This is a genomic window from Arcticibacterium sp. SM2516 (assembly GCF_057914865.1).
Window position 1 is genome coordinate 810,383 of sequence record NZ_CP195290.1, and the last position, 23,761, is coordinate 834,143.

Below are 23,761 nucleotides of genomic sequence, written 5' to 3' on the forward strand. Positions count from 1 at the left end.
AAAACGCTTTAATTATTAAACAGCCTAATCTTAAGGAATGATTAAACCCGCTTTATGCATTAGAAAATCTCCCGATAGCTATCGGGACCGTAGCTAAATTGCTTAAAATCAGTACGTAAACCCATTTAAACTCAATCACCATAGCTGTGTTATGCTAATTTCCTTTAATTGTCTGATTTATTGCAATTAAACTACTCATAACAATTCCCCAACGCATAATCCGGGTTAAAAACAGTTTGAGATTGTTTCTTGAGAAGCCGATATCAAGGGTCAAAATGATTTTCAGACATCACAGTGCCGTTTTTTTTTAAAAGTGGGAGTAGCGATTTTCTTTCCCCACGGCAGACTATTGCATGGTCGGAATTCATATTTCACCAATGTAAAAGATGTCTGGTTAATGAGAAGATTTTTTTTTGATAATGAATATTTGGAGACGTGGAAGTAAATAAATTGTTTCCACATTCTTCTTTGTAAATCTTAAGGAGAAGCTCGAAATAGCGTACTTTCGGAAGGGAAATTTCTTATTTCTTAATTTCGTGGAACAATTCATAGAAAAATCGTGGAACAATTGTTTGTAAAGCCATGAATTAAGGAGAGATTTGCTTTTAAGAATGGCTAAAACTTACATAATTTCTAACGCTTCCCCACAGTCGGGAAAAACCACTACCGCTTTCAATCTGGCTCTTTGCTTCGCAGCAATGGGCAAAAAGACGCTTCTCATAGATTGCGGACTTAACAGTTGGGTAAATGGATTACTTAACCCACAGAAGAGTAGTTCCATCAACTATGTGTCACCCTTTTTGAGTTTCCTATGTTCTCAGGACGTAAACCCAGAAGATACCGATGCTTTTCAGTATGTCTTAATGGATGTGGGCATGAATAAGCTAGCTGATATGACGCAGAAGTTTTCAAGTAAAGCAAAGCTGATCGTGCCTGTGGAGGCGGAGTACTACGGTCTTAATACCTTGAAATCATTTTTTGACGCAATTTCTGGCTCCAATATGCCAATTGAAGGCTTAATACCCGTGATGCATAGATTAGGAACCAGTTCGGGAGAAATTGTTATTTCTAGTATGGAGAAATATTTTGGAGATTTGCTCTTTAATTTCTCTATTCAAAGAAATTATTATTTAGCGAGGCAAAAGGATTTTGAGACTTTTTCTCAAAGTAAAATGACAGAGAAAGCCGCAGTGACGTATTTAAATTTAGCAAATAACCTTTTAGATAAAGATCAATGAAACAGCGAAGAGGACTTGGGAGAGGTTTAGGGGCATTATTGCCAGAAAAGGAGAAGGAGGAGCCCGAAGAGCAGAATGCCAGTGTAGAGACTGCGGTAATCAGTTCAGAAATAAGGCTATCTTCTATTGAAACTAATCCGTATCAGCCACGTACTCATTTTGATGAGGAATCACTGCAAGAGCTGGCAGATTCTATCCGAGTACAGGGAATCATTCAGCCTATTACAGTGAGGGAATTACCAGAAGGTAAGTTTCAGTTAATTTCTGGAGAAAGGAGGTTTCAAGCGTCTAAATTAGCCAATCTCAAGACGATACCGGCGTATATCAGAACAGCGGATAATCAACAAATGCTAGAGATGGCTTTGATTGAGAATATCCAGAGAGAGAACCTTAATGCTATGGAAGTGGCTCTCAGTTATCAAAGACTTATGGACGAGTGCCAGCTTAGGTTGGAGGACTTAGGAGAGCGTGTGGGTAAAAATCGTTCTACGGTCAATAACTACGTAAGACTTCTCAAATTACCAGTGGAGGTGCAGGAAGGACTTAGGGAAAAGGCCATTTCTATGGGGCATGCTAGAGCTATCTTAGGTTTGGAAGATGAGCACCTAATGGCCAAAGTGTTCAGGAAAACGGTGCATGAGCAGTTGTCCGTGAGGAAGGTTGAGGATTTAGTTAGAAGCATAAACCAAAGTGACTTTAAAGAAAAAGCCCCTAAAAAAGTTTCTTCCTTAAAAAACGAACATTTAAATCTTCAAGAGAATTTGGCGGGTTGGTTTGGCACCAAAGTGTTGATTAAATCAGACGCGAGAAGTAAAGGTGAAATTAAGATTCCTTTTAAATCAAATGAGGAGTTGGAACAAATATTAAATAGACTGAGAAGGAAATAGAATTTTAAAGCTTAAAATTCCGTTTTAAACATTATATGAGGTCAATTTTGCTTTGTTTTCTACTGCTTTGCGGCTTGGGTAGTTTTGCTCAAGACAGTACCATTGTGGTTAAGGCAGACTCGCTTTTGAAAAATGTAACTGCTAAAGATACGTCCAAAGTATTCCTCAAAACATTGGCAAAGACCTTTGGATTAAGACCTTATGAAGCTAACGAAAAGCCTAGAATAGCTTTTGTGAGGTCTCTGTTTTTACCAGGTTGGGGGCAATATACCAATAGAGATTATTGGAAGATGGGAATAGTATACGCAGGAGCTGGAGCTGGTTATTATTTTGGAGCATACACCAATAATAAGAGATACAAAAAGTATTTAGGTCATTATACTAGAGCTACTTTATTAAGTCGTGGATTGGTTTTTAAGGACGATACCGATTTAACGGCCACCAATGCATTATCAAGTTCCTTTCTATTTTATCTATCAAACGATAAAGACAATAGCACTTTTTATCTTCAAAATTCCGAAGGCGTTCAGTATACTTTGGAGGAGAAGAAAGGATTGGTTTATGGAGAAACAGAGAAAGGAAATGAGGAAGTTTATTTTATTGCCCACGAGACAGAAGGGGCAGATGTGATAGGTTCTTTTGATGCAAGTACCTTTAAATCTGCCAAAGACCAGTATAGAAGATGGAGAGATGCCTCTGTGATAGGTTTTGCGGCGGGTTGGTTATTTTTTGCTTTAGAAGCTAATGTGGCTGCTCATTTAAAAACCTTTGATATGTCGGAAGATATTTCTTGGAAAATTTCTCCGGCAGGCCCAGAGACATTTGGCATGCACGCCTCTGGCATTAAGTTGGCATTTAATTTTAAGTAAAGCGACCATTTGCTTCTGGTTTGATGAGTTGAACAAAAGGCGAGATTTTTAAGGTGTTAATAGTTTGATTTTAAGGATTTATAATTAAGTGGATATGAGAATAGCATTATTAGGATATGGTAAAATGGGAAAGGTGATTGAGCAAATTGCCATAGCCCGAGGACACACCATATCGTTCAAAATAGATGTTTCTAATCTGGATGATAGGGGAAAAATCAGCCCTGATAATACGGATGCCGTGATTGAGTTCAGTTCTCCTTCTTCGGCTTATGAGAATTTAAAGTTCTGTATGGGTGCGGGTTTAAAAACAGTTTCTGGAACCACGGGTTGGTTAGAGCATAAAACAGAAATAGAAGAGCTATGTAATAGCAATGGGGCTACCTTTTTCTATGCCAGTAATTACAGCGTTGGGGTCAATTTGTTTTTCCAGTTAAATAAACAATTGGCGAAACTGATGAATGGCCATAACCAATACGAAATTACCAGCAGTGAAATTCATCATACCGAAAAACTGGATTCTCCAAGTGGAACGGCCATTACATTGGCAGAAGGTATTATGGAAAATAACGATACCAAAGACATTTGGGTGAATCAGGCTATTCCGTCGGAAAATGAAGTACCGATATGGAGTATCAGAGAAGGGAAAGTGCCAGGTACGCACACTATCAAGTATATTTCTGATGTAGATGAGATAGAAATAAAACATGAAGCCAAAAGTAGACAAGGTTTTGCTCTTGGTGCGGTGATAGCGGCTGAGTGGATACAAAAAGAGAAAGGAGTAGTGGGAATGGAAGAAATGCTGGGTTTTTAACACCGATATACACCCTTCCTCCTTTTTTGTAAGGATTTATTGAAATAATTGAATTAGTTTCGCCAAAATTTTAATAGCTAGATGGCAACAGAAAAAGATAAAAAAAAGAAAGGTCCAATTAGAGAATGGTTTGATTCCGTACTGTTTGCGGTAGTGGCCGCAACCTTAATTAGATGGATGTTTTTAGAGGCTTATACCATTCCTACGGGTTCTATGGAGAAAAGCCTTTTGGTCAATGATTTCCTTTTTGTGAGTAAGATGCATTATGGTACACGTACGCCAAAAACGATTTTACAAGTGCCATTGACACATCAAAAAATATGGTTTACGGAGATTCCATCTTACTCTACGCTCATTCAGCTTCCAAATTATAGATTGCCTGGTTTTACTTCGGTGAAAAATAATGATGTGGTGGTGTTTAACTATCCCGGATGCCCTGAAAGACCAGACCAGTTTGGTGGTTTCGACAAATATCCAGTGGATTTAAGAACCAATTATATTAAGAGGTGTATTGGTATAGCTGGAGATGTGGTAAGTGTTAAAGATGCTCAAGTATATGTAAATGATAAGGCTGTAGAAAACCCTGCGGGTCTTCAGAAATGGTATACCGTGGAAAGCTCTACAAATATTAATCCGAACCTTTGGAAAAAATATGATGTAACAGAAAGAGGTTCTGGAACACAGGAAGGCAAGTATTATTATGCCATTAATGCTACAGAAAGTGCCGTAGATAATTTGAACAGTTTGGATTTTATCTCTAATATTTATCCAGACATCATAGAAGCTGGTGACGAAGCCACACCCTATAAAAGTTTTCCTTATAGACCAGATTTGTTGAACTGGAACAGAGACAATTTTGGTCCTGTGACTATTCCTAAAAAAGGAATGACTATAGACTTAACCGACGAAAAAAACTTTGCTTTATATAAAGGTGTTATTACCACTTTTGACCATAATGAGAACGCTGAAGTAAAAGATGGAAAGGTTTATATTGATGGTGTTGCCATTACGGAATATACCTTTAATCAAGATTATTATTTCATGATGGGAGATAACCGTTATGAGTCTGACGATAGCCGTTTTTGGGGTTTTGTACCAGGAGATCATATCGTAGGAAAAGCGGTGTTTATTTGGATGTCTATAGACTCTGAAGGCAGTTTCTTAAACAAGATTAGATGGAAAAGACTTTTCAGCTTAATTAAGTAAGAAAAGGTTGATGATTATTGAAAGCGACTTCCGGAAGGAGGTCGCTTTTTTTGTTTGGAGTATTTTGATAGAGCATGAAAACCATTTAGGTCATTATCTTCTACCATTTGATATCTGGCTTATCTAAGTTTTTCAAATAGGTGTTACACTGAGAAAAGTGTTTTTGACCAAACCAGCCGCCGAAATTGGCTGAGAGGGGAGAAGGGTGCTTTGCTTTTAAAACCAGGTGCTTTTTTTCATCTATAAATTTACCTTTGTTCTGGGCATAATTACCCCAAAGCATAAAAACCAGACCTTCTTTCTCTTTGTTCAATGTATCTATTACAGCGTCTGTAAAGGTTTCCCAGCCTTTCTTCTGATGAGAGCCCGCTTGGCCTGCTTTAACGGTAAGCGTGGCGTTAAGCATAAGCACACCTTGGTCTGCCCAGTGTTGTAGATTGCCAGATGCTGGAATTTCTTTTCCCATGTCATCTCGCAATTCTTTGAAGATATTTCTTAATGATGGAGGTAAAGGTACATTGTCATTAACAGAAAAGCATAAACCATGTGCTTGATTAACACCATGGTATGGATCTTGACCAAGTATTATTACCTTTGTAGTATTAAAAGGGCAGCTGTCGAAAGCGTTAAAAATTAGTTTGGCAGGAGGGTAGCATAGGTTTTGAGCATATTCTTTTTTTACAAAATCTATCAAGTTATTGAAATAAGGTTTGCTAAATTCTTGTTCAAGGGCTATATTCCAACTCTGCTCTATTTTTATTGCCATACTTCTTGAGGTGTAGGTACGTTTTTTGAATAGGCTAAATTACTTATTTTTGTTTTAGATAATTGTTAAAAAATGGTTACAGCAGTTACAGAAGGTGTTAAAGTTAGTGTGAAAACGAAGTATCAGCCGTACTACTCTAGTCCGCGGCAGATGAATTTTGTATTCGCTTACGAAATTTCTATTGAGAACAACAGTACGCACACTATCCAATTATTAAGCAGACATTGGCATATCGTAGATGCCAGTGGTTTTAAAAGAGAGGTTCAGGGCGAGGGCGTTATAGGTGTGCAGCCCATTATAGAGCCTGGGCAAGAACATAAATACGTATCTGGATGTAATCTTTCAACTACTTTAGGAAAGATGTTCGGCACTTTTATGATGGAAAGGTCTTTAGACGGTAAACGATTTGAAGTCAATATTCCTGAGTTTAATCTACTTACGCCATTTTCTCAAAATTAATGATAAAGGATTTCCTGAATCATGCTTTCCAAGCTAAAAACGAGCATTCGCTCCATTCTCCCTTCGTTTTTGAATTTTATGTAGACGTTATAAAATACAAAAAACTTAACATTGACGATGCGGATATTAAAGCATTAAGGGAAAGTCTATTAAAAGATAAGAGAGAAATAAAAATCAACGATTTAGGAGCTGGCTCTAAATATTCTAACAAAGCATATAAAACGGTTTCTGAGATAGCAAAAAAGGCTAAAAAATCAGAGAAGTGGTCGGGGATATTATCCAGAATAATTTCTAAATATGATTACAAAACCATTGTAGAGTTAGGAACCTCATTAGGAATAACTACGGCTTTGATGTCTAAAACTGCTAAATATGGTAAAGTTTATACCTTTGAAGGTTGTCCAGAGACATTGAAAGTGGCTAAAGAAGGCTTTAATAAACTCGCACTTTATAACATTACACCGATGCTAGGTGATATCAACGATTCTCTTAAGTATTGCCTTCATCAAATGCCCCCATTGGATTTCGTTTTTTTTGATGCCAATCATCAATATGCCCCTACTTTAGAATATTTCAGACTTTGTTTGGCAAAAGCTCATGAAAATAGCTGTTTTGTTTTTGATGATATCTATTGGTCAAATGGCATGAAAAAAGCTTGGAATGAGATAAAGGAACATCCAGAAGTGAGTTTAAGTCTAGATTTTTTTCAGATGGGAATCGTCTTTTTTAGAAAGAATCAACCTAAGCAGCATTATATTTTAAAGGCATAAAAAAAACGCCAAAGAATAAATCTCTGGAGCTTTTTCAGTTAACCTCAAAATCTAATATCAAAAATATCAATTGAAATAGACTTGGTACTGTAAAATGAAACTTCCTTTTCTGTCAATTTTTTCCCCAGCATTATCATAAAGTGGTCTACTTTGGTAGGCCGCAGTTAACTTAGATGTCTGCCCGGAAAGCAACCAAGTAAAGCCAACATCCGTGAAGTTTACTGGGTCTTTTAATCGTTCATAATTGGCATACTGAATAGAAACATAAGGCATTAAAGTGGTCTGGCCTATTAGATTATCTTTCAACTTATAGCCGGCTTGTGCATAAAGAACATCGCCAGTACCGTATGCAGGGAAGTTGTTTCCTGTACCGTTTAACAGGTCGGTATTAGTGGTACCATTGGTTGGGTTCATGGCACCCAGATTTCTATAATAGTTCGGGCCAAAGTCGAAATGCGTATAGTTTCCATAAAGGCTAATAGAAGATCCATTTTCATGAATGGGGGCATCATAAAAAATATCTGCTGCTAGCTGTACCATGTTGGTACTTATGGTATCTAAGCCATTAGAGGCAGAATGCCACATGGCATCTGGTTGATAAACAAAGCCTGCTCCAATATTAAAGACCGATTTATTTCCCATGTAGGTACCAGTATTATAAGGGGTCATATTAGACTCTTGGTCTTTGAACTGATACATGAAATAACCATTCCATTGTTTTTTAGCTGGTCTAGAAGAGAAGTCGGACTGTGATGTTACTTTGGCATTATAACCATTTGATTTCTGAATGGCCATGGGCTCAGCCATCGTTAATCTATAATCTAGTTTACCCAATTTACCTTTAGCATAAACCGAAAGCTTTCTTAAAAACTGGTCTGTGACGTCATTGGTACTTTGAAGAAATAATGGAGCGTCTACCCCTAAAATAGAGCCTACAGAAGGAGAGGAAAAGCGAGAAAGACCGCTCCAAGCCGTAAGTCCGGCTCCTAGACTTAATTTTTCTTTATCTATGGCATATTCGCCTATGGCGTCATGAACAAAGAAGCCCAATTTTCTATCGGCAGAGGCACTGAAGTTGTTCTCTCCAAATTGCGAATAAAAGAAGACTCTATCTGTTAACTGACCCAAAAACTGAACCCGGTATCTTCTTATGCCAATATTGGTACTGGATGCCTTGCTGTAGCCAAAAAGCGTACTTCCTGGGTTATTGTCGGTTTGTCTTAGCCATACTTGATTGAGCATGGTGAGTTTCACCCATTTGGAACCCTCTTCATTGAGAAATAATTTACCGTTTTTAATAGATTGTGCGTTAGAAATAAAGGAAATGCCTATGGCAATTAATGTCAAGACTAATTTGTGTTTTTTCATTGTACTAGGTTGATTTAGAATGGCTCGAATGCTGCATTCTTTGAGTTTCAAAAAAGTAATATTTTTCCGACTTATTCAATAGCTTTTGAAGACAGAATATACCGGTTACTCTATATGTAATAAGAAGCTTTCCAAATTAGAAAGTGAATGAGCCTTTAAACTCGGTATATGCATTGGAGAATTGTAATGAGTTTTAAAGTGTAATAAATCAGGTATTTAAACGAGATTAGCATAGCGGTTTATCCTGAGCTAATGCCGAAGGGTTCTGGTAATTGAATTTAAGTGCGTTTACGAACTTATTTGAAGCAATTTAGCTACGGTACCGATAGCTATCAGGAGGCATAAAGCGGGTTAAATTAAGCTCTTTCCAAAACATAGTTGGCAAAGAGCTTTTTAGAATCCGTTAATTTATGAATCATTTTAAAATCAGTATTGCTTAGAATTTTTCTCATGATTTCGTCATTGTATTTTCTAGAAATTTCTGTGTGGATTTTTTCTCCTTTCGTAAAATGATAGCTCTTATTTGCGATAAGTACTTTATGGTCTTTTGTACATTCTAAAAAACTCCTCGCAATACCCTCTTCTTCTGTGTATTCTGGTTTATGAATAAACTTCTCTAAGCAGAAATTACCTCCTAATTCTATATTTATTCTATGTAAAAGGTTGAGATTAAATCTGGCGGTAATTCCCGCTGCATCGTTATATGCGGGCAGGACAATATCTACAGGTTTAATTAGGTCAACTCCCAGATAGAGCTTGTCGTCGGTACTAAGGCAGGCACCAAGTTCATGGATGAAATCATGTGCACTTTGGTCTAGCAGGTTGCCAATATTTGAACCTAAAAATAAAACAACCTTTGGATGATGGGAGTCTTTTAGAGCACTAAGTACCTCAAAATAGTCTCCTTGCTTAGTTTTTACGGAAAGGCTGGGGATTTCATTTTTTAGTGATGTCTCCAAATTTTCTAAGGCATTTTCAGAAATGTCCACTGGCATATAGTCAAAACTATAATTCGCTGCCACTAAAGACTTTAATAGTTGTTTGGTTTTGGTACCGTCTCCCGCTCCTAACTCTATGAGTTCAAAATACAAATCAGGATTTATTTTTAAAGCACTGATAATTTGCTGATTTTGCTCGCTAAATATTTCAAATTCGGCATTAAAGAGATAGTATTCTGGCATGTTCATAATTTGCACAAACAGCTCGTCGCCTATCTTATCATAGAAATATTTAGAATAAAGAAATTTGGGCGATTGACTAAGGCCATCGTGAACGTCTTTTTCGAATTGACTCATTGCAATATTATTTGGCTAATCGAATTCCAGAGAATTGCCATTGGGTGTTAGGTGGAAAAAAATTACGGTAGGTAGGTCTGCTATGCCCTTCGGCAGTGGCCACAGAAGCACCACGAAGCACCATCTGGTTTATCATGAATTTGCCATTGTATTCGCCAACTGCTCCTTCAGCTATCGCAAAATTAGGGTAGGGGAGATAGGAAGAATTTGTCCATTCCCATCGTTGGCCCCATTTTAAATATTTGGAAGCTATTTCCCATTCAAATTCGGTAGGTAAGCGGCAGCCTTTCCATTGTGCGTAAGCCGCCGCTTCGTAGAAGGAAATGTGTGAAAGTATGCTTTCGTGATTTACCTTCTGTAAACCCGCTAAGGTGTAATGCCACCATCCGTCTTCTACAAAATACCAATAAAGTGGCTTTTCAATTTTATGCTCCTGAATCCAAGCCCAGCCTTCGTCCAACCAATATTCTGATTTATGGTAGGCTCCACTGTTTAGAAATGCTATAAACTCGCCGTTGGTGACAAGGTTTTGGGCTATTTCATATGGATTTAAATATACCTTATGCCTGCCAAGTTCATTATCAAAACAGAAGTCATTTGAATGGTGACCTATTTCATAAACACCCTCTGGGATTTCTAACCATCCAGACTCCTCGTTTTGAGTGTCAATTAGAGGTTCTTTTGTAAAAACAGGATAAGTAGGATTCTTAGAAAAAGTATATTTTAAGTCGGTCAGTAGTAGCTCTTGATGTTGCTGTTCATGGTTGATGCCCAAGTGTACTAAGTTTTTAAGTTCTTCAGAGGTTTCTTGTTGCAAAAGCTCGATCATGTACCCATCCACATATTTTCTGAACTCATAGACGGTGGGAACGTTTGGTCGGCTAATTAAACCTCTTTCATTTCTTTTTAGTCTGTCTCCTACCGAGTTGTAGTAGCTGTTAAATAGAAATCTGTAAGAAGGGTCAAAAACTTGATAATCCTTCACGTATTTAAGCAAAACCATTTCTTCCCAAAACCAAGTAATATGGGCTAAATGCCATTTAGGTGGGCTGGCAAATTCGGCACTCTGAGGCACATAATCTTCATGATTTAATGGTGCACAGAGCTTTTCGGAGTGTTTTCTAGTGTATAAGTACTTTTCTAATAGCGAGTTCATTTGGACTATTTTGAGTTCTATGTCCTAATAAACGGATATGGGTTAAAAAGGGTTTACCACTTTCTTTAAATGCTAAAGGTTTTAGTGGGATTTCGTCAGGAATGCCCGCCGATTTCAGGTGACTAGACATTTCTTAGATATCAGCTCTCATATAGAAAACAAGAACCCTTACCCAAAAAAAAGCCAAACCTTTCGGTTTAGCTTTTTAGATTCATATTAGTAATTGCTCAGAATTTACTTTAAAGTACTAGGACAAACAAATGCCGTTGTCTTAAAAAGTCCTGACTTATCGATGGCTGCAAAGCCTCCTTTTACGTCCACTACTTCAAAACCTCTGGCTTTTAAAATGCTGGCTGCCATCATAGAGCGGTAGCCACCTGCACAGTGTATGGTATAGGCTTTGTCTCTGTTTAGTTCTGCCATGTTATCATTGATGAAGTCCAATGGAAAATTAGCCACATCTTCTATATGCTCGGCTTCGTATTCGCTAGGTTTTCTAACGTCTATCACGTTTATTTCTTCACCAGTCATTCTTTCAGACAGTTCTTTGGCGTCAATGGACACAATGCTGTCTGTTTCTGCACCCGAAGTTTTCCAAGCCTCAAAACCACCTTTTAGGTATCCTAAGGTATTGTCATATCCCACTCTGGCAAGGCGTATCACCGTTTCTTCTTCTTTTCCAGCTTCTGTGATTAATAAAATTTCTTGTTTCAAATCTGGAATCAACGCACCCACCCAAGGGGCAAATTGACCATTGAGTCCAATATTGATGGAATTTGGAACAAAACCAGCTCCAAATTCTTGTGGGTCACGGGTGTCTAAAACCACAGCACCAGTTTCATTGGCGGCAGCCTCAAAAGCAATTGGACTTAAAGCCTGAGCTCCTCTATCCATTACGGTATCAATAGACTCATAACCCTCCTTATTCATTTTTACGTTTTCAGGGAAATACTGTGGAGGAGGAGCAAGGCCGTCTGTCACTTCCTTGATAAATTCTTCCTTGGTCATATTGGCTCTTAAAGCGTAATTCGTATTTTTTTGATTAAGCAACGTATCCGTAGTTTCCTTACTCATGTTTTTGCCGCAGGCTGAACCCGCACCGTGAGCTGGATATACCGTAACATCATCTGGCAAAACCATAATTTTGTTTCTTAGAGAATCAAATAAATGACCTGCTAAATCTTGAATAGTTAAATCTGATTTTTGTGCTAAATCTGGTCTTCCTACATCACCTATAAACAGCGTATCTCCGCTAAAAAGGGCTGTTTCTTTACCCGCTTCGTCTATTAAAAGGTAAGAAGTAGATTCCATGGTGTGCCCAGGAGTATGCAAAACCTTTATTTTGATTTTCCCTAATTCAAAGATTTGACCATCCGTGGCTATAATGGCATCAAAGCCGGTAACGGCGTTTGGTCCGTAAATTATAGGTGCACCTGTTTTTTGAGATAAATCTAAATGTCCAGAAACAAAATCTGCATGGAAATGAGTCTCGAAAACGTATTTTATCTTAGCTCCTTCTTTTTCTGCTTTTGTGATATAAGGCTGTACTTCACGTAATGGGTCAATAATGGCCACTTCTCCTTCACTTTCAATGTAATAAGCACCTTGAGCAAGGCAACCCGTATATATCTGTTCTATCTTCATAGTTGTAATATTTATTAGTTTAATAACTCTTTAAATCTGTATTAAGTTTATAGTATAATTTCTTTCACTAGTATATAAACCGCCATTAGCAGCACAAACCAGCCGAATGATTTTTTCAATTTTTCGCCAGGAATAAATTTGGTCAAATAGGTGCCAACGAATATTCCTAGTATGGAAAGTCCAGTGAATATGAATAGAAATTTCCAGTCGATGGCTTGGTTTCCAAGGTCTCCCATAAAGCCAATGAGTGATTTTGCGGCTATGATTAAAAGGGAAGTTCCTACCGCCATTTTCATAGGCAACCTAACCAAGAGCACCAATGCCGGAATAATCAGAAAGCCGCCTCCTGCACCTACCACACCTGTCAACGTTCCTACCACCAATCCTTCTATGGCTATGAGTGGATAATTATATTTTAATTCCGTGTTTTCCTTTGCCTCTGGCTTATTATCGGTAATCATAGAATAGGAAGCCATTAACATGACTAGTGCAAAGAGCACCATGATACCTAGGTCTTTATCTACCAAAAAGTTTCCAATACTGAACAACTCATCTGGGACCGCAGGCATCAGGTATTTTCTAGTCAAGAAAACAGCAATGAACGATGGTATCGCAAATATGATAGCCGTTTTATAGTTGACTAAACCTTTCTTCATATAGCTAAAAGAGCCCACTAAAGAGGTAGAACCAACAATGAACAGCGAATACGCAGTACTCAAAACCGGATTGATAGCCAAAAGGTAAACCAGTATCGGAAGTGTTAATATGCTACCACCACCACCAATAAGTCCTAAACTTATTCCTATTACTGTGGCCAATGCATATCCTATTATTTCTGTCATCTTTTAGTCTTTGTGATTATCTAATACAAACTTACTTACTCCATTATCGGAATGCTGTGACGCATGTCACAAAGCCGGCTGTTTACATGGGTAATTTATCTCTGAATTTTCCGAAAATCCATACGCCAGCTATAGCAGAAAGCACCGTTACACCAATGGCCATATAACCAGCACCTAGTTGTGCATAAAGTGGCCCAGGGCAAGCTCCTGTAAGTGCCCAACCTAATCCGAAGATGAGACCACCGTAGATTTGTCCCTTGTTAAATTTCTTGGGATTTATGACTACTTGCTCACCATAAATAGTTTTGATATTAAACTTTTTGATAAGCCAAACAGATATAATTCCTGTAATGACGGCGGAACCAATTACACCATACATGTGGAAACTGTCAAAAAGGAACATTTCTTGAATTCTAAACCAAGAAACTATCTCTCCTTTGATGAAAACAACACCAAACATGGCTCCAATAAAGAGGTATTTAAGATTTGAAAAGAAGCTTTCGTTCTCTTTAGATGAGTTTGGTGCTTCGCAGGCTTCCGGTCGTTTTTCTAGTGTATTATTCATTATTAAAAAAGTTTAAAAATGTGAGGAAGAATTAAATGAGTCATGATAACACCACCAACCATAAAGCAGCAAGTGGCTACTAAAGATGGCCATTGTAAGTTAGACAAGCCCATGATGGTGTGTCCACTGGTGCATCCACCTGCGTATCTAGTACCAAAACCAACCATGAACCCGCCGATAACAAAGAAAATGAGCCCTTTAAGAGATAATATCTGAGCAGTACCAAATAATTCATTTGGGATTAGTCCAGAAAAGTCTGTTATTCCGTAAGAAAGCAACAATTGATGTGTACGCTCACCGATTTCTATGGGATAGGGATTGCTTAAGAAATAGGTGGCCAAGAAGGCTCCACCAGCAATGCCCACCACAAAAAATAAATTCCAAACTTCTTTTCGCCAGTTGTAGTCAAAGAAGGAAATTCCAGCTGGAATGCACATGGCACATACATGCCTTAAGGAAGAAGAAATACCCAGTGATTTATTACCTAAGAGTAATAATAATGGTACCGTTAGGCCAATTAATGGTCCGGCCACATACCATGGCCATGGTTGTTTTAATAACTCAAACATACTTTAGTAATTGATTAAAAAGTGTAATTAAAAATGATATTCAAAGTGCTCATATTCACTTTGTTAAAGATTATTTTCGGGCTGTCATAGCTGTCTTCAGTACCTGTTTTTCTGACAAATATTGTTTTTAATGAACCCCCTTCCAGCCAGCCGTTGAAGACGTAATTTGCTTCGGCATTTAATTGGTAATAAGTGGGCATGGCATATTTGTTTTTACTTGCATCAGATGGGTCTGGAAGCCAATATTTCCCTAAACCAAGGTTAAAAGAAAGACGCTCGGTCAGTGAATGGTTGACTTTAATACTGGCAGCATGTGTGTCTGACGCTCCTTCATTTCTTTCTCTTGGCAAGAAGGTGTAAAAGGGCTCCCGTCCCCATTCCCGTGGCATCAAAAACCGGCCTTTATCAGCTATCCTTGTATAGTTGATACTGGCCTGCCATTGATTGATTTCTTTTGCTATCTGAGTGCTAAAGGCGAGTGATTTTTCGTCTTTATCTATGTAAGATTGATTGGTCTTTGCGTTTAATGGGTGCTGATATATTCCCATTGCATTGAATTTCCAACCATTATTTTCGGTCTCTAAATTGGTATACCACGTTTGAAAAACATCTAAAACAGACATGGAGCCTAGCTTTAAAAGAATTCCTTTTTCTATTTTGTGATTCCATTCCGCCATTAGGATTCCAGGAGTCTGGATGTTTCCTTGATAACTAGCCGCCGAACCATCTGTGGCTCTTCCGCTTGGATAAATACCGAATGTATCAGATACCTTATACCATCTAACTGTGGAGCGAGGAGAAATTCCATGAATAAAGGCTAATATCAATTTTGAATTTTCACTTTTCCAATTGGCCTCTAAGCCTCTTTCCATCGTTGGGCTCATTCTGCCATCTTGAGGGTTGATGAAAAGGTGATTAGGAACAAACTGACCGTATTTGACCTTGAAGCTTTTTCTCTCAAACTGAATATACAGATTCTCAAGTCGTGATAAATTATTTTTGTTTTCTGGCTCTGTCACATCAAATAAACCTAGCTCATACCGGTTAGGGTTTTGGGTGGTCGGGTCTAATATGGATAAATCCGAAGAAGCGGCGTTTAGCATAAAATAGCCACTTATTCCAGCAGAGAAACCTTTAAAAGTAGGGGTGGTGTACCCAATACCTGTTCCTAATCCCAAGGCGTGATAATCACTTAATGGAGCCTCATTGTCCGTAGCCATAAAGTAAAAACGAGTTTTACCGCTTACCTTGCCTTTGGCCAAAAATTGAGCAAGGCTTTCATGTTCTACCTGCTGGGCAGAAACATGAAAGACCCATAAAAATGCCACGATGAAGTGTAATAATGCTTTCACAAAAAGTATTAAAGGTTGCTTTTCTCCGATTTACAAAGCTAAAGCGGCCAAAAGTGAAAAGATGTAACTTTTGTCACACGTCTATATTTTAAAACGGACTCAATATCCCGCTTTGAGATAAGAGAAGCCGCTTTCTTGTTTTAGTACAATTTCTGCAATGCCTACAGGTACAAAAATGGCACCCGGAATGATCTCTTCTTTAGTCACATTATGGCCTTTCATGGTGTTTTGGCAAACGGCAAAAACAACCCCACGTTTCATGTTTTTAAGGATGGCTTCTTTGGCGACACTTTTTTCATTCATCATAAATTCTATAGCCCCACTATGAACGACGACTTCAATTTCTGCTTCCGGCCAATAGTTAAGCACATTATTCAATTGCCTGGTTAGTGAGCTTTGTTCTTTCTCATCGGCAGTGGCCAACTGAAATACGATTTTGTGCTTATCTTGAGCTTTTACACCGATACTCGCAAATGTGATTAGGGCAAGGAGGATTACTTTTTTCATTGTTTTGTTTTTTGATTTTCGTACCAGTTTTGGATAGGTTTAAATGGTCCATATTTATGCTGGCTTTCAGGGAAGGGGTCAGCAAATGGGCCGAAAGGATGGTCAAGGGGTTTATCAGCTATATTTGGCCAATCGTTCGCTTTGTCTTTTTCTGGTCTGGGCATACTGTTCACATAAGCGGCTAAATCCCAAGCTTCTTCATCGCTGAGTTGTGGGTTTTCGTGACTTACTCCAAATGGCATATTCATTTTTATATACCCCGCAAATTTTGAGTTTCTAAAAAGTCCAGCTCCGTCATTATAGGATAGTGAACCCCATAGAGGAGGATAGGTGAAACTTCTGCCATTTACGGCTAAAATACCTTCTCCATTGCTTTGATGGCAACTGGCACATTTGCTTTCATAAACTGGTTTTCCAGCAATTGGATCTGCCGCTCTGTCTAAAAAGTCAAGGGGGTAAATTTTTGAACCTTTGGCCATTTTACCTTTGGGAACATCTTGCCCAAGCCAAAGAATATAGGCTGCCATGGCTTTCATCTCTTTTTCAGTACTGTCCATAGACGAGCCATTCAAACTACGTTGTAGACATCCATTAATTCTACCATAAACGTCGGTTTCCTTACCCGAACGTTTCCTTATTTGAGGGTAGTTTGCGGCAACAGAAAGATAATTGTTTCCCCAAGGTTTTTGTCCCCCATCCAAATGGCAATTCTGACAATTGAGTCCGTTTGTGATTTGTTTTTCTGTTCCATTGAAGCCGATATAATAGGCCGTATTCCGAATTAATTCCTCTCCATATTTTATCAATTCATTATTGTGCATTCTCCATGCCATAGGAGCAGAAGCTAATTTTTGAACGGGCTCATAAGGAGGCGTGATATGCTCCGGAATTTCAGCTTCTTTAGGCCAATTTTCTGAAAGGAATATATAGAATTTTGAAATAGGAAATAGCCCTACTAAAAGCAGTAGTAAGAGCTTGAGAATATTGAGGGTGATGGTACCCTCTTTGATTAATTTTTCATCTTGTTTCAATTGCTAATACTTTATTAAGCACTAAAATTAGGTACAACTAAACTAGCTTCAAGTGAGAGTTGTCACATAAGATATATCATTTTTACCAACATCTTATCCTTAGGGGATTTTATAAGTTTTTTGGATGTATTTTTTTGCCGATATATGGTTTCTACGGGACTTGGTAATCATGAACTAGAAATATGTCGCCCCGCAGGGGCTTGTCATTGCTAAATGAAGTTTGTTGCTATTCACATTTCGCCCTGCTAGGGCTTTTACATTTTTATGCATTAGGTAATCTCCCGATTTTATCGGGACCGTAGCTAAATTGCTTCAAATCAGTACGTAAATCCAATTAAAGGAAATCACCATAACCGTGCTATGCTAATTCCATTTAATTGTCTGATTTATTGCACTTTAACTTCTCATAACGATTCCTCAACGCATAATCTGGGTTTAAAATGTTATGAAACTATTCTGTAGAAATGTGCTCTCTTAGGCCAAGGGGTAAAATAGGAATAGCAGTTTTATTTGCGTTTATGAGAACTTCTAAATTTTAGTTTGGAAGTTTTTTTGCCATTCAGGTAAAAAAGATGAAAAAAAAATTCTTCAAACTTTATCTGTAAATTTCCTCCATCACCTTTCTCGCCACTGTAGGTTTGTAATGGTAGATTTCGTAATAATTGGGTAGTGGATTTGTCAATTCATTTTGACCGGTGAAATCATAAATATTCGTGTTCCCAAAAATCTCATTAACAATAGCCAAATCTTCTGAATTGACCTTTTTCTGGTCGTAATTTGGTCCAAAAACTATCTTATAGTTTGTATTATGTTTATCAAAAATGGCCTTCATTTCTCTCAAATAATCGACCTGATAGGGTTTAATACCGGCACTGGCTGTGAGTTCTTCTTTACTTCTTTCATAAAAAATGTCACGGTCATAATATGCTAAAGAATCTTGTTTGATTTGATCAATATATCCTTGGAAAATAAAGTCGTTATGAATAGGCGTATAAAGCATGTGTTTGTTTTCAAAAGCTCCGTACATATAAGGTCTGTATTTTTTGAAAATAAGTTTGTCGAAGAATTTGACGAAGTACATATCTTTAAAAAATGCTTTGAAAAACACAAGGTGATAAAGGACGGGGTTCTGTCCACTCCACTGGTAATCCTGAATATGAATAATAGAGTTTGCGGTGTCTACCGAATAATTAAAAGTTTCGCCATCAAAAACTATCAGAGCATGTTTTAGGTCGTTGCCCTGCTCATCTATAAACTTGATTTTACTGGCTATTCCGGAGATAACCTCATTAGAGGCATCAAAATGATAAGCGGTTTTGTCGTCCACATATTTGCCCCAATCTTTGGTATAAAAAACACTGCTTTTTGAACTGCCAAAAATGAAAGATTCGTAACGCTGTGCAGGATTGTTATTTAGGAATATCTGAGTGCTAATACGGTTTCTGTTATAGCTTTCAAGATAGTTATCTGGATAAGCATCATATTTTCTTATGACGTGAAAAGGGTCAAATACAAAGTAGGAAGCCACCAAAAGAATAATCGGACTGCCGAAAACCAGTAGTTTCTTTAAAAAAGTCAGAAATTGTTTTCTTTGATCCATCTAGAATTGAAAGTATATGAACTGTGTATTTGAGTAAACAGCAAAGAATAATATAGCCCCTAAAACAAGGTAATAACCACTCCATCTTTGCCATTTTGGTTTGGCATCAAACCACTGAGCGATGTCAACTGTTCTTTGCATCCAGTGCACTCTTTCCATTAAGGCTACCGCCAAAATAGCTACGATAAGGTTTTGCTGACCTATTAAAGTGATAACCTCAGAAACAGAATGACTTGACTTGGCAGCCATGTTTTTTAGCAAATAGAGGGAGTCGCTCAACTGGCGAGCTCTAAAGAAAACCCAAGCAATACTTACCAAAAAGAAAACAATGCTGGCATGTACCATTTTCTCCAAAATAGGATTTTTGAGAAGGCCTATCACCTTGTTTTGAAGACCTCCTGTAAATCTTCCAACTATCTGATAAACACCATGTAAAGAACCCCAAATGACAAAATTCCAACTGGCACCATGCCACAGTCCACTAATCATAAAGACCAAAAAAAGGTTAAAGTATTTTCTGAAGCTAGAAACTCTGTTTCCACCCAAAGGAATGTAAACGTAGTCTTTAAACCAGGAAGACAAAGAGATGTGCCACCTTCTCCAAAACTCTGAAATATTCTTTGAGAAGTAAGGTCTGTCGAAGTTTTTCATGAGGTCAAATCCCATGACTCTGGCAGCACCTAAGCCTATATCTGTATAACCAGAGAAATCGCAGAATATTTGTATCCCAAAAAACACAGTGGCAACGATAATGGGTAATCCAGTGTACTCGTGAGGGTTGTCATAAACCATATCCACAAAGACAGCGAGACGGTCTGCAATCACCACTTTTTTAAACATTCCCCAGAGCATAAGTCTTAATCCACTCACTACCCTTTGAAAATCGAATTTGTGTTTTTCGTAAAACTGGTAAATAACGTTTTGTGGACGCTCAATAGGTCCAGCTACCAGCTGAGGGTAAAACATCACGTAAAGAGCATATCTAAAAATATTATGCTCAGCAGGCACTCTACCTCTGTAAACCTCAATGGTATAACTCATGGCCTGGAATGTATGAAAACTCAGACCTATGGGCAGAAGAATGTCCAAAAGACTGTAGGGCTCTTGACCCATTTTAAAAAGCACGGCATTGGCCGAACCAATCATGAAATTGGCGTATTTAAAAACTGCTAAAACGCCAACATTGGCGATAATAGAAATAATAAGTGCCCATTTTCGCCTTTTTCCTTCAGACTGTTCAATCCATAAACCTGCAAAATAATCTACGATAATGGTAAAGACCAATATCAAAAGATAGGATACCTTAAACCATGCGTAGAAAAAACAGCTAGACGCCAGCAAAAGCCACCACCTGTATTTATGAGGCAGCCAAAAATAAAGCAGCGTTACCAATGGAAAGAATATAAGAAACGCGAAGGAGTTAAAAACCATGCTTCTTAAATTACTCTGTGGATGTCAAAATTCTCAAGATTATCAGAGACTTGCTTTACAAACAAACCTCCTAAAGAACCATCTACAACGCGGTGATCATAAGAATGCGAAATAATCATTTTTTGACGTACCCCTATCAAGTCTCCCTCTGGTGTTTCAATGACCGACGCTCTTTTGGCTATGGTGCCAAACGCCATAATAGCTACCTGTGGCTGCATAATAATAGGCGTGCCGGCCATATTTCCAAACATCCCAATATTACTAATGGTGTAAGTGCCACCCATGAGCTCGTCTGGTTTAAGCTTGTTGCTTCTGGCTCTCATAGCCATATCGTTCACTTTCTTTGCCAATTCTGGAAGGTCGTATTGGTCGGCGTGATGAATTACGGGTACTATTAAATTACCATCTGGCAGGGCCACTGCCATACCTATATTGATATCTCCTTTTTTGATAATTCTAGGTACATCAACCTGAATATTAATCATCGGGAAAGTTCTTATGGCTTTGGCTACAGCTTCTATTAAAATAGGCGTGAAGGTTATTTTTTCGCCATGTTTATTGAAAAAAGCATCTTTATTTCTGTCTCTCCACTTTACAATGGCGGTCATGTCGGTCTCCTGAAAAGAGGCTACGTGAGCGGCTACTCTTTTAGAGCTGATCATGCGGTCAGAAATCATCATTCGAAGCCTATCCATTTCTATAATGGTATCTTCTCCTGCCGTAAACTCAGCTTTTAATAGTTTGAAAGTGTTCCCTTGTTTACCTTTTTTGATGTAGGCTAAAATATCATCCTTGGTTACTCTACCTTGCATTCCAGAGCCATCCATTTGCTCTAGCTCACTTTTACCAATACCTTCTTCTTTAGCAATACTTAGGACTAAAGGAGAGTAGAATCTATCGCTTTCGGTTACTTTTTGAGGCTCAGTAACTTTATTTTTAATCTCGTTAATTTCCTGAGACAATTCTTCAGCAATCAACTCTTCATCCGCTGATTCCTCGTCGCCTTCTATTTCTATCAAACAGTAAGGTTTACCTATGGCCGCAACCTCTCCTGGCTGAACCAGAAACTTAACAATTTTACCGGCATGGGTAGAACCTATTTCTGTGTCTATTTTATCTGTGGCCACTTCAAGAATCATATCATCTACCACCACTGTATCTCCTTCTTTTACCAACCAATTAAGTACGGTACATTCAAAGATACTTTCGCCCATGGAGGGCAAATTCATTTTTATTTCTGCCATTGAAGTGTTTAAATCAAATTTCCTTTAAAATCATTTTTCTCAATAAATCCAATGCAGCCTTACTGCTGTATTCAATATTGACTATACGCGTTTTACTCGTCAATATTTTCTTTGCCACGGTTTTGTCAGGGCCAGCCACTGCCAGCCAAATGGTGCCTACAGGCTTTTCTGGTGTTCCTCCTCCAGGACCTGCTACGCCACTCGTTGCTAAAGCGTAGGTGCTTTTTAAAGCTTTTCTTGCACCTTCCGCCATCTGGATAACGGTTTCTTCAGATACGGCACCATGCTTGGTTAGCGTTTCCTCAAGTACTCCTAATAAATCCATTTTGGCCTGATTGGAATATGAGATTACAGAACCCAAATAGTATGCCGAGCTACCAGCATTAGCCGTAATGCTATGAGCCAGATAACCACCTGTGCAACTTTCGGCGGTGGCTAATGTAGCGTTTTCTGCTAAAAGCATTTTGGCTAATACCAATTCTAATTCTTCATTATCCTTACTGAAGAGGTTTTTGTCTAATGTTGGATATACTTTTTCGGCTTCCGCATCTATTTCCGCAAGTAGTTTCTCTTTATTATCTCCCGTTCCGGTCAATCTCAAACGCACCTGACCCATGCTTGGCAAATAGGCAAGTTTTATATGCGGCGGTAATGCATCTTCCCAACTTTCTATTTTGGCCGCTAAGAAAGATTCGCCAATGCCCACGGTTCTGATTATTTTATGAAGGATAAACGGCGTTTTAAAATGCTTTCTTAATCTTGGTAGCACTTCATGCTCCATGATATATTTCATTTCAAAAGGCACGCCAGGCATGGAGATAATGATCTTACCGCCTTCATCAAACCACATACCTGGGGCGGTACCCACGGCGTTGTTTAAATAAGTAGCTTTGGTAGGGATTTCTGCTTGCAGTCTGTTTAAGTCTGTCAATTCAAAACCTCTGCTTTCAAAAATCTCTCTAACATTTTCTAAAGCAATTGGGTTGATTTCTAATATGTCGTTAAAAAACTCCGCTAAGGTTTTCTTGGTAATATCGTCTTTGGTAGGACCTAGTCCGCCTGTGAAAATAAGGATGTCCGCTCTTTCTTGGGCTTCCTTAAGAATCCCCAAGATTTCTTCTTTTTGGTCTCCTATGCTAGTTTTACGAACAGTTTTGATGCCTATTTTATCCAATTCAGCACTTATCCACTGACTATTAGTATCTGTAATTTGACCGTATAAAATCTCATCTCCAATGGTAATTACTTCAGCATTGATATGCTTCATAGATTTATTAATATTAATTGGGCTTGGTCAAAAGAATACCCTAACTATTTTTGCGTTACTAAATTGGGTCAAATTTCCCGAAAATCGGTCAATTTTCCAATTAACACTTCTTATTAAACCAATATTTCAAAAATGAAAAAAGTATTTATAGCACTTCTTCTCTCCACATTTTTTCTCAATTCATGTGCACAAGGCATTAACCTAGGCAAAGTGGCCGAAGCCGTTTTAGGTAGCAGTGGAGGAGGTGCATTAAGTAGTGGCGACATTGCGGCTGGTTTGAAAGAAGCTTTGGTAAAGGGAGCCTCTATAGGAGCAGATGCCGTGTCAAAAGAAAATGGATACTTGGGTAATGCCAAAATAAAAATTCCTTTTCCAGAAGATGTGCAAAGAGTAGAAACTGCTTTACGTAAGATAGGACTTGGAAACGAGGTAGACAAGTTTGTCATGACTCTTAATCAGGGAGCAGAAGAGGCTGCCAAAGAGGCGAAACCGATATTTGTGAGTGCTATTAAGCAAATGACCATTACAGATGCCATGAGTATTCTTAAAGGCGAGCAAGATGCAGCTACGCAATATTTGACAAGAACGACCTCGCCAGAATTAATTAAATTATTTTCTCCAGTGGTAGAGAAAGCTTTGTCAAAAACGGGAGCAACAAAAAACTATACAGACCTAGCGACTACTTATAATCAAATTCCTTTCACGAAGAAAGTGGATCCAGATTTAGTGGGTTATGCTACGCAAAAAGCCATTGATGGTTTGTTTATCATGATAGCAGAAGAGGAAGCTAAAATAAGAAAAGACCCTATGGCGAGAACATCTGATTTATTGAAAAGAGTTTTTGGCAGTAATCTTTAGACTCTGATTTATTAGACTTTGCCCAA

At 38.2% G+C, this 23,761-nt stretch carries 24 protein-coding genes; 8 read left to right on the forward strand and 16 right to left on the reverse strand.

The genetic code is table 11. The features are described from left to right. Positions 1–611 precede the first annotated feature (611 nt). From ACSBFT_RS03450 to lepB, 5 genes are all read left to right on the forward strand, one after another. Positions 612–1,238, forward strand: a complete 627-nt coding sequence (locus ACSBFT_RS03450; RefSeq protein ID WP_489603477.1) for a ParA family protein — start codon at positions 612–614, stop codon at positions 1,236–1,238. After that, entirely contained in the window at positions 1,235–2,125 is an 891-nt protein-coding gene (locus tag ACSBFT_RS03455) for a ParB/RepB/Spo0J family partition protein (RefSeq protein ID WP_489603478.1), read from the forward strand. Before ACSBFT_RS03450 ends, ACSBFT_RS03455 begins: the two co-directional genes overlap by 4 nt. 35 nt (positions 2,126–2,160) lie before the next feature. Further along, positions 2,161–2,994, forward strand: coding sequence for a DUF5683 domain-containing protein (locus tag ACSBFT_RS03460; protein WP_489603479.1), 834 nt, complete (start codon positions 2,161–2,163; stop codon positions 2,992–2,994). A 94-nt stretch (positions 2,995–3,088) separates the two neighbouring features. After that, positions 3,089–3,805, forward strand: a complete 717-nt coding sequence (gene dapB / locus ACSBFT_RS03465; protein WP_489603481.1) for a 4-hydroxy-tetrahydrodipicolinate reductase — start codon at positions 3,089–3,091, stop codon at positions 3,803–3,805. An 81-nt stretch (positions 3,806–3,886) separates the two neighbouring features. Continuing rightward, positions 3,887–5,011, forward strand: coding sequence for a signal peptidase I (lepB, locus tag ACSBFT_RS03470; protein WP_463048151.1), 1,125 nt, complete (start codon positions 3,887–3,889; stop codon positions 5,009–5,011). Between the two features lie 100 nt (positions 5,012–5,111). Here the strand turns inward: lepB and ung are convergent, their stop codons facing one another. Further along, positions 5,112–5,777: a uracil-DNA glycosylase gene (gene ung, locus ACSBFT_RS03475; RefSeq protein WP_489603483.1), complete on the reverse strand. Its 666-nt coding sequence runs from the start codon at positions 5,775–5,777 to the stop codon at positions 5,112–5,114. Between the two features lie 72 nt (positions 5,778–5,849). Between ung and apaG the strand changes: the two genes are divergently transcribed. After that, positions 5,850–6,236: a Co2+/Mg2+ efflux protein ApaG gene (gene apaG / locus ACSBFT_RS03480; RefSeq protein WP_463048153.1), complete on the forward strand. Its 387-nt coding sequence runs from the start codon at positions 5,850–5,852 to the stop codon at positions 6,234–6,236. Then, positions 6,236–7,006, forward strand: coding sequence for an O-methyltransferase (locus ACSBFT_RS03485; protein ID WP_489603486.1), 771 nt, complete (start codon positions 6,236–6,238; stop codon positions 7,004–7,006). Before apaG ends, ACSBFT_RS03485 begins: the two co-directional genes overlap by 1 nt. Positions 7,007–7,072: 66 nt before the next feature. On the opposite strand, the gene ACSBFT_RS03490 is transcribed toward ACSBFT_RS03485, so the two are convergent. The 15 genes from ACSBFT_RS03490 to ACSBFT_RS03560 all read right to left on the reverse strand — a co-directional run bounded on the left by ACSBFT_RS03490 (position 7,073) and on the right by ACSBFT_RS03560 (position 22,877). Further along, positions 7,073–8,374, reverse strand: a complete 1,302-nt coding sequence (locus ACSBFT_RS03490) for a hypothetical protein (protein ID WP_489603488.1) — start codon at positions 8,372–8,374, stop codon at positions 7,073–7,075. Positions 8,375–8,730: 356 nt separating this feature from the next. Next, on the reverse strand, positions 8,731–9,669 hold the full coding sequence (locus tag ACSBFT_RS03495; protein ID WP_489603490.1) for an L-histidine N(alpha)-methyltransferase: 939 nt from the start codon (positions 9,667–9,669) through the stop codon (positions 8,731–8,733). Between the two features lie 7 nt (positions 9,670–9,676). After that, positions 9,677–10,825, reverse strand: a complete 1,149-nt coding sequence (gene egtB / locus ACSBFT_RS03500) for an ergothioneine biosynthesis protein EgtB (protein ID WP_489603492.1) — start codon at positions 10,823–10,825, stop codon at positions 9,677–9,679. After that, positions 10,791–10,955, reverse strand: coding sequence for a hypothetical protein (locus tag ACSBFT_RS03505; RefSeq protein WP_463048158.1), 165 nt, complete (start codon positions 10,953–10,955; stop codon positions 10,791–10,793). Before ACSBFT_RS03505 ends, egtB begins: the two co-directional genes overlap by 35 nt. 104 nt (positions 10,956–11,059) lie before the next feature. After that, positions 11,060–12,469, reverse strand: coding sequence for an MBL fold metallo-hydrolase (locus tag ACSBFT_RS03510; RefSeq protein ID WP_489603494.1), 1,410 nt, complete (start codon positions 12,467–12,469; stop codon positions 11,060–11,062). A 47-nt stretch (positions 12,470–12,516) separates the two neighbouring features. Continuing rightward, positions 12,517–13,311 carry a sulfite exporter TauE/SafE family protein gene (locus ACSBFT_RS03515; RefSeq protein WP_489603496.1) on the reverse strand — a complete coding sequence of 265 codons (795 nt, stop codon included), beginning with the start codon at positions 13,309–13,311 and terminating at the stop codon, positions 12,517–12,519. Positions 13,312–13,393: 82 nt separating this feature from the next. Next, a complete protein-coding gene (locus ACSBFT_RS03520; protein ID WP_489603497.1) occupies positions 13,394–13,876 on the reverse strand; it encodes a DUF6691 family protein in 483 nt (160 codons plus the stop codon). A gap of 2 nt (positions 13,877–13,878) precedes the next feature. Further along, the gene (locus ACSBFT_RS03525) at positions 13,879–14,445 is read right to left on the reverse strand and encodes a YeeE/YedE family protein (protein WP_463048162.1); all 567 of its coding nucleotides are present in this window, start codon (positions 14,443–14,445) and stop codon (positions 13,879–13,881) included. 14 nt (positions 14,446–14,459) lie between these two features. Then, positions 14,460–15,797, reverse strand: a complete 1,338-nt coding sequence (locus ACSBFT_RS03530) for a hypothetical protein (RefSeq protein WP_489603499.1) — start codon at positions 15,795–15,797, stop codon at positions 14,460–14,462. Between the two features lie 99 nt (positions 15,798–15,896). Continuing rightward, on the reverse strand, positions 15,897–16,304 hold the full coding sequence (locus ACSBFT_RS03535; protein WP_463048164.1) for a DsrE family protein: 408 nt from the start codon (positions 16,302–16,304) through the stop codon (positions 15,897–15,899). Further along, complete coding sequence (locus ACSBFT_RS03540; protein WP_489603502.1) at positions 16,301–17,335, reverse strand: c-type cytochrome; 1,035 nt, start codon at positions 17,333–17,335, stop codon at positions 16,301–16,303. The genes ACSBFT_RS03535 and ACSBFT_RS03540 overlap by 4 nt, the downstream gene beginning before the upstream one ends. Positions 17,336–17,930: 595 nt before the next feature. After that, complete coding sequence (locus ACSBFT_RS03545) at positions 17,931–18,935, reverse strand: hypothetical protein (protein WP_489603503.1); 1,005 nt, start codon at positions 18,933–18,935, stop codon at positions 17,931–17,933. Continuing rightward, on the reverse strand, positions 18,936–20,366 hold the full coding sequence (locus tag ACSBFT_RS03550; protein WP_489603505.1) for an MBOAT family O-acyltransferase: 1,431 nt from the start codon (positions 20,364–20,366) through the stop codon (positions 18,936–18,938). Between the two features lie 5 nt (positions 20,367–20,371). After that, positions 20,372–21,610 (reverse strand): dihydrolipoamide acetyltransferase family protein, encoded by a 1,239-nt coding sequence (locus ACSBFT_RS03555; protein WP_489603507.1) that lies wholly within the window; start codon positions 21,608–21,610, stop codon positions 20,372–20,374. Between the two features lie 13 nt (positions 21,611–21,623). Then, complete coding sequence (locus ACSBFT_RS03560) at positions 21,624–22,877, reverse strand: competence/damage-inducible protein A (protein ID WP_489603508.1); 1,254 nt, start codon at positions 22,875–22,877, stop codon at positions 21,624–21,626. Between the two features lie 132 nt (positions 22,878–23,009). Between ACSBFT_RS03560 and ACSBFT_RS03565 the strand changes: the two genes are divergently transcribed. After that, on the forward strand, positions 23,010–23,735 hold the full coding sequence (locus ACSBFT_RS03565; RefSeq protein WP_489603510.1) for a DUF4197 domain-containing protein: 726 nt from the start codon (positions 23,010–23,012) through the stop codon (positions 23,733–23,735). Positions 23,736–23,761 lie beyond the last annotated feature (26 nt).